At 63.6% G+C, this 5,248-nt stretch carries 4 protein-coding genes and 2 pseudogenes; 4 read left to right on the top strand and 2 right to left on the bottom strand.

Going from position 1 to position 5,248, the window contains the following annotated elements:
* A pseudogene (locus tag JHD63_RS24240) lies at window positions 1-240 on the top strand (IS701 family transposase); the annotation flags it as partial.
* 79 nt (window positions 241-319) lie between these two features.
* Here the strand turns inward: JHD63_RS24240 and JHD63_RS21620 are convergent.
* Window positions 320-1,021: a TetR/AcrR family transcriptional regulator gene (locus tag JHD63_RS21620; protein ID WP_198972862.1), complete on the bottom strand. Its 702-nt coding sequence runs from the start codon at window positions 1,019-1,021 to the stop codon at window positions 320-322.
* A 223-nt stretch (window positions 1,022-1,244) separates the two neighbouring features.
* Here JHD63_RS21620 and JHD63_RS21625 point away from each other — a divergent pair, with 223 nt between their 5' ends.
* Genes JHD63_RS21625 through JHD63_RS21635 form a run of 3 tightly spaced genes read left to right on the top strand, consistent with a single transcriptional unit; the run spans window position 1,245 to window position 4,853 of the window.
* Entirely contained in the window at window positions 1,245-2,810 is a 1,566-nt protein-coding gene (locus JHD63_RS21625) for an AMP-binding protein (RefSeq protein ID WP_198972863.1), read from the top strand.
* A 34-nt stretch (window positions 2,811-2,844) separates the two neighbouring features.
* Window positions 2,845-4,032, top strand: a complete 1,188-nt coding sequence (locus JHD63_RS21630; RefSeq protein ID WP_198972864.1) for a lipid-transfer protein — start codon at window positions 2,845-2,847, stop codon at window positions 4,030-4,032.
* 11 nt (window positions 4,033-4,043) lie between these two features.
* Entirely contained in the window at window positions 4,044-4,853 is an 810-nt protein-coding gene (locus tag JHD63_RS21635; protein WP_198972865.1) for an SDR family NAD(P)-dependent oxidoreductase, read from the top strand.
* Window positions 4,854-5,060: 207 nt separating this feature from the next.
* Here the strand turns inward: JHD63_RS21635 and JHD63_RS25095 are convergent.
* Window positions 5,061-5,248: pseudogene (locus JHD63_RS25095) on the bottom strand (IS110 family transposase); the annotation flags it as partial.

Genomic DNA, 5,248 nt, shown 5'->3' on the forward strand with positions numbered 1-5,248 from the left:
CTCATGGCCGAGCGCCTCGTCGCCGACAAGTCTGTCGGCGATAAAAAAAACTTCATCGAACGCCAGGTGCCTGCCCTTCCCGAGGATTACGTCCCCCGAGGCAGTCCTGCGCGCGCAACGCCACGTGCCGACTTCGATCACGACACTGCGCCATCGACTGAGCTATCAGCTGATCGCTCGTCTCGGCCAGTGTCCCTGCTGCGGAAGGGCAAGCGCAACGCATCTTTTATGACACAGTAAGACCAGCTCCAGTGGGGCGCTCTTTTTTGCTCAAAGGGCAATCGTTCTCGATCACGGGCGGATCCATGGCTGGAGCCAACTAATCACGATTCCAGGCGGCCAGCAGCATCGTGCCAACTTCATCAGCACCAACATCTACATCTTTCTTTGTGGAAGCGCGCTGCGCGGTGCCTCGGCCTTTCCGCGTGCCGCTGTGGGCCGCTTTGGGAGTGGCGGAGTCGATCAGGAGCCCACCCAGCAGTACCCGGTAGAACTCCTGGAAGGCATCCTCGATGGTCAGGTTGGCTTGGGCGAGGAATGCCGGGCGGCGCAGCCTTAGTGCGGCTCCCAGAATGAGTTCGGATACGACCAGCCCGTGGCAGGGTGCGAAGACACCCTGGTGCACCCCCTCGTCGATGAGTTGGGACAGCCTCAGGGTGCGGGCCTGCTGGTAGTGATCGAAGATGCCTCTGGCAACTGCTGAATCTTCGATGTCCTTCAGGAACTGGACACCGATGCGACTGGCCGCCTGAACGCCTACGTTCAGGTAGGTAGCGAGTGCCGTCGTCAAATCCTGTTCACGGTGGATCAGTGCTTCGCCCTGTCCTAGGACGCTGTCGAAAAAGCGTTGCACGACGGCGCAGAAGATCTCTTCCTTTGTCTGCGCAATGTCGTAGAGGCGCCGCCGCGAGCAGTGCATTCGTGTGGCGATTTCACCCACGGTCAGGCCTTTGATGCCCTCCGTAAGGAGCAGATGGGTCAGCGCATCGAAGAACTCCTCGTCTGTGAGCTTTTTTTTCATGCGGGTTTCTCCTAGTGATGATTGGTACCAAATCAATTGACTTGGTACCAATCGAGCGCGTCTAATGGTACCAATTTAAAAGAAATGGTACCGCTTGAACAGCGTGCATAGCGCATCACCGAATGCAGAGGCCTCCAGCTGAACGCCGCTGCCGCAGGCATGTGAATTGTCGGCGATAGCTGTTCCACCGAACCAGACTTGACTTGAACGGAGAAGCACAGCAATGAATCTGCTGGACTATTTCGATGCTGGTGTTGCCAGCCATCCGGATGCACCTTGTTTCGTGGACTGCGGGCGTGATACCTCGGTCGCCACCTATGCGCAAGCGGGAGCGCTCACGTGCCAGATCGCACGGGGGCTGCGGGCCTTGGGGCTCGCACCTGGTTTTCACGGTGCAGTGCTCAGCGGCAATGCCGGGGCCGCTTTCGTAGCGCTGCTGGGGGTGTTGCGCGGAGGGGGTGTCTGGCTGCCCGTCAATGCGCGCAACAGTGTGGAGACCAACATCGAGTTCCTGCAGGATATGGACTGCGACGTCCTTTTCTACCAAGCCCGCTATGTCGGCCAAGTGGCAGAGATCCGCGGCAAGATCCCCCGCATTCGTCACTACATAGCCCTGGAAGAAGCCGATGGGCCGGATCTGTCGATCGCTCGGCTGATCCAGGGCCAGTCGCCCGAGATGTACGCGGCGCCGCTGCAGCCGCAGGGGCTGGCCATGATCATGGGTACCGGTGGCACCACGGGGCGTTCGAAGGGTGTCATGCTCAGCCACCGCAACCTCACTGCGACCATGGCCAACCATATGTCGGCCATGCACATTACCGACTGCATGACCGTGCTGGCGGCGGCACCTATCACCCACACGGCGGGGCTGGTGTCGCTGCCCTTCATGGCGCGCGGTGGTCGCGTCGTCCTGATGGACGGGATTGATCCGCAGAACCTGCTCAAGGTGATCGAGCAGGAGCGGGTCAACATGCTGTTCCTTCCCCCAACAGTCATCTATACGCTGCTGGCGCAGCCCAACGTCCGCGATTTCGACTTTTCTGCGCTGCGCTACCTCATGTATGGCGCTGCGCCCATGTCGCCTGACAAGCTAGCGGAAGCCATTGAGATTTTCGGCCCGGTAATGCTGCAGATCTATGGCCAGGCGGAAGTTCCTGGCGCGATCTCCGTGCTCCGGGTCGAGGACCATTTCATCGACGGGCAGGTCGCGCCCCGCCAGCGCCTGCTGAGCGCTGGGCGCCGCTTCCCCTTCACGCGGGTAGCCATCATGGACGACGACGGCAACCTGCTCACCCAGCCGGGGGCCGTGGGCGAGATCGTCGCGCAAGGCGACATCGTGACCGCGGGCTATTACAAGAACCCCGAGGCCACGGCCGAAGTGCAGCGCCACGGCTGGCACTGCACGGGTGACGTGGGCTACTTCGACGAGCAGGGCTTCCTGTTCATCGTCGACCGCAAGAAAGACATGATCGTCACAGGCGGTTTCAACGTTTTCTCGTCCGAGGTCGAGGCCGCCGTAATGGCCCACCCAGCCGTGAAGGACTGCGCCGTCATCGGCGTGCCCGATGACAAGTGGGGCGAGGCCGTCAGGGCGGTCATTGAACTGCGCGCAGGCCAGTCCGTGGAGCCGCAGACTCTCATCCAGTTCGTCAAGGACCGCCTGGGCAGCGTCAAGGCGCCCAAGGAGGTTGAGATCGTCGCGCAGCTGCCGCGCAGCGCGGTGGGCAAAGTCCTGAAGAAGGAAGTCCGCAAGAAGTATTGGCACACGCAGGAGCGCATGGTTTCCTGACGCACATTTGGTGATTCAACCCGGAGGTATCGCAATGCAAGAGCCCGTTCTCGTTGCCGGTGTCGGCATGACCCCTTTCAAGAAACCCGGCGACAACCTGCCGTACCCGGAAATGGCCGCGCAGGCCATCCGCGAGGCGCTGCAGGACGCGGGCCTTGCCTACTCCGACGTGCAGGACGTCTATGCGGGCTACGTCTATGGCGACTCGGCCAGCGGCCAGCGCGCGGTCTATGAGGTCGGCATGACCGGGGTGCCGGTGATCAATGTCAACAACAACTGCTCCTCCGGCTCCACGGCCCTGTACCTGGCACGCAAGGCCGTGGCCAATGGCTCGGCGGACTGCGCATTGGCGGTGGGCTTCGAGCAGATGCCCGCCGGCGCCCTGAGGGCGTATTGGGACGACCGACCCGATCCGCTCGACCACTTCAACGGGGTCATGGACGAGATATTCGGCCACCCCGAGCTGCCCATGGCGATCCGCTACTTCGGCGCGGCGGGCCGCGAGCACATGGAGCGGTACGGCACCCCGCTGGACACCTTCGCCAGGATTCGCGCCAAGGCCAGCCGCCACGCCGCGCGTAATCCGCTGGCGCTTTTCCGCAAGGAGGTGACGGTGGAAGAAGTGCTGGCCAGCTCGCCCCTCGTGCCCGGCGCCATGACCCGCCTGATGGCCTGCCCGCCGACCTGCGGTGCCGCAGCGGCCGTTTTCGTGAGCAAGAAGTTTGCCCAGAAGATGGGGCTGGCCGCCAACGTGCAGGTGCTGGCCCAATCGCTGGTGTCCGACCGCCCCGGCGTGTTCGCCGACAAGTCGGCGATTTCCGTCGTGGGCTTCGACATGACGCGCGAGGCCGCCCGCCAGGTCTATGAAGCGGCGGGTGTGGGGCCGCAGGACATCGACGTGTGCGAACTGCACGACTGCTTTGCGCAGAACGAGTTGCTTAGCTACGAGGGCCTGGGTTTCTGCGCCGTCGGCGAGGGCCAGGCCTTTGTCGAATCGGACAGTAACACCTATGGCGGTGCGGTCGTCGTCAACCCCTCGGGCGGGCTGCTGTCCAAGGGCCATCCGCTGGGCGCGACCGGCCTGGCGCAGTGCTACGAGCTGACCCATCAGTTGCGCGGCAGCGCCGAGGCACGCCAGGTGGAGGGCGCGCGCCTGGCCCTGCAGCACAACGCGGGCCTGGGCGGCGCCACCGTGGTGACCCTGTACGGGCGCGCGGACTGAGAGGCGTGGTCATGGTGAAACGCCTGGAAGGCAAGGTGGCCCTGGTGACCGGTTGCGGATCGTCGGGGCCCGGCTGGGGCAATGGCAAGGCCATGGCCGTGTTGTTCGCTCGCGAGGGGGCCAAGGTCTATGGCTGCGACGTCCATATGGACGCGGCGCGGGAGACCGAGGCGATCGTGCGGCAGGAGGGCGGGGCCATGAGCGTCGCCCCATGCGATGTGACCGATGCTGGCGCGGTGCAGGCGCTGGTCCAGGACTGCATCGCCACCTATGGCGACATTGACATCCTGGTGAACAACGTCGGCACCGCTCGTCTGGGCGGGGTCGTCGAGCAGAGCCTGGAGGACTGGCGCTTGGTCTTCGACATCAACCTCACTTCCATGTTCTTGACCTGCAAGCATGCGATCCCCTCCATGCTCCGGAAAGGCCGAGGGAGCATCGTCAACATCGGCTCGGTGGCCGGCGTGCGCGACAGCGGCGTCGCCTACGTGTCCTACAGCGCCTCGAAGGCCGCGGTGCTCGGCTTCTCCCGCAGCGTTGCCCTGGAATACGCCCAGCGGGGCATCCGCTCGAACGTGCTGATGCCGGGCCTGATGAACACGCCCATGGTCCGACAGCCCGTGCTGTCGCTGGCGGACGAGTACCGGGAGGCCTCGCAGGAGGAAATGCTGGCCAAGCGGGACCGGCAGTGCCCCATGGGCCACATGGGGGAGGCATGGGACGTGGCCACCACGGCGCTGTGGCTGGCGAGTGACGAATCCAAGTACGTTACCTCCGCCGAAATCATGGTCGATGGCGGCATTTCTGCCCGCATCGGCTGACCTGGAATGCATGCAAATCAACGACAGCAACCATCTTGAATGACTAGCTCAAAGACGCTCAGCGAAGTCATCGCGCCAAGGCGATCTGGTGCGAGCGATCGCGTTCAGGATGACCAGCAGCTTGTGCATGCAGGCGACCAGCGCGACCTTCTTGGCTTTGCCTGCGGCCAGCAGCTTGGCATGGAAGGCCTTGAGGACCGGATTGAAGCGCGTGCCGATGCGGTCGGTCTTGGCCAGCTTGCCCACGCAGCGTGCAAAGTCACGCGCTTGGCGTGGGTTGACCACAGACACCCGCAAGCCTGTGCCAGCCAAGGCCAGTGCCAGGTCTTGCTCGTAGCCGCCGGTGGCCTCCAGCAGGATCAGCCTGGGGGCCAGCGGCACGAGCAACTGACACA

The sequence above is a fragment of the Xylophilus sp. ASV27 genome, assembly GCF_016428875.1.
Lineage (GTDB): Bacteria > Pseudomonadota > Gammaproteobacteria > Burkholderiales > Burkholderiaceae_C > Xylophilus.